Annotated in this window: 1 protein-coding gene; it reads left to right on the top strand. The window is 46.8% G+C overall.

The window, feature by feature from the left end; all coding sequences use genetic code 11:
- The first annotated feature begins 113 nt into the window (after positions 1–113).
- Complete coding sequence (locus RCO25_RS34470; RefSeq protein WP_374992224.1) at positions 114–1,412, top strand: IS110 family RNA-guided transposase; 1,299 nt, start codon at positions 114–116, stop codon at positions 1,410–1,412.
- Positions 1,413–1,817: the final 405 nt, after the last annotated feature.

Genomic DNA, 1,817 nt, shown 5'->3' with positions numbered 1-1,817 from the left:
AAGGAGCCATTCCTGTAATGAAGTAATTTGAGCTTTGAAAGAAAAAAGCGCCTCTTGTATACTGGGAAACGTTCCGGCAAGAACAAATCCCAATACGAAAAGAGGCACTCAAGATGAAGTATAAACTGAAAGAAAAACAGAATCAACGTATTACGCGAATTTCGGATACAACGTTAGTTGTTGGAGCAGACATTGCCAAGAAGATTCATGTGGCTCGTGCGGTGGATTTCCGCGGCATTGAGCTAGGCAAAGATTGTGTCTTTCACAATGATCAGGAAGGGTTAACGAAGTTGGCAACGTGGATGACGGAGCTGAAGCAGGCTCATGGCAAAACAGAAATCGTTTTTGGTATTGAGCCTACCGGGCACTACTGGTTTCCGTTAGCGGCATTCTTAGAGAATCAAGGTATCAAGATCGTCGTGGTGAACCCACATCATGTCAGCAAGAGCAAGGAACTTGAAGACAATTCACCGACAAAGAGCGACTATAAGGATGCTAAAGTCATTGCCGACTTAATCCGTAACGGAAAGTATTCGGAGCCTAATCTGCCAACGAAAGAATACGCAGATTTACGTATCTATATGAACTTCCGAGAAAAGGCTTCAGTCAATCTTAACCAAGTGAAGGGCAGAATTAGCAATTGGTTTGACCGCTACTTCCCCGAGTATGCAAGTGTCTTTAAAAAATGGGAAGGTAAAGCATCGCTCATGACGATGCGGCAGTTCCCTACGCCTGGAGAGATCCAATCAACAGGCACCAGAGGCATCCTCGCCCATTGGAAAACGGAAGTAAAGCGAGGCGTGGGTATTAAGCGTGCAGAGAAGCTATGTGCCGCAGCAGCCACCTCGATTGGACTGACCGAAGGATTAACGGCAGCGCGAATGGAATTATCTGCTCTGCTTGAACAGTACGACCTATTCACCAAGCAGCTTGAGACAACGATGGAGAAGGTTATGCAAATCCTTGAGAATATACCAGGGGCGGCAGAAATGCTAACCATCCCCGGTGTTGGCGCCATCACGGTTGCCGGATTTTTGGCGGAGGTTGGCGATTTGAGCAAATACGACCATGGACAACAGATTATTCGTCTAGCCGGTCTGAATCTCAAAGAGAACAGTTCAGGTACACGCAAAGGAAAGACTGGGATCACCAAGCGAGGACGATCACGTCTAAGAGCCTTACTATTCCGAGCCGTACTGCCGATGGTGGCCAAAAATGAAGCGTTCAAGGCGCTTCATAAACACTACACCACACGAAGCCAGAACCCGCTTAAGAAGAAGCAATCGATTATCGCTTTATGTGGAAAGTTAATACGCGTCCTGCATACGCTGGGGACAAAGCAACGAGCGTATAACGCTAACGATGTATTAGGTCCTATTCGGCAAGCCCAGATGCAACAAATGGCAGCTTAAGCTCATCAAAGCAACAACCTGCAATCTCGTATTATTCACAGGTGTACAACTTGACAATCGAAGCACCGGAGAAGCCGAAGAACTACATTCCATAAGGGCAACGACCCCGTAAAGGAGCAAGAACCGGCATCCACCCCTTGAGAGGTAGAACGAAGGAATGTAAGGGCATAGACCCAGCGTGACATGGGAGGGTAAACCCCAAGGGCAATTGTGGAGATCCACTGTGCGATTATATGCAATTATCCACAGTTTTGGAGACAACGATCCTAAGCTCTGTTCCCGCACACGCTCTTACAGGAAATTGGGCTACGGACTACATTCTCTACCAGTACTCTCAAACTGTCAAAGTTGAAAATCTAAGAAAGAGCGAGAAAACAGGAGAAAACATTACTTTATAGTGGGAGG

This window comes from Paenibacillus sp. LHD-38 (assembly GCF_031157315.1).
Lineage (GTDB): Bacteria > Bacillota > Bacilli > Paenibacillales > Paenibacillaceae > Pristimantibacillus.
Note: the sequence above shows the minus strand (reverse complement) of the source record. Positions and strands in the feature narration are given on the sequence as shown.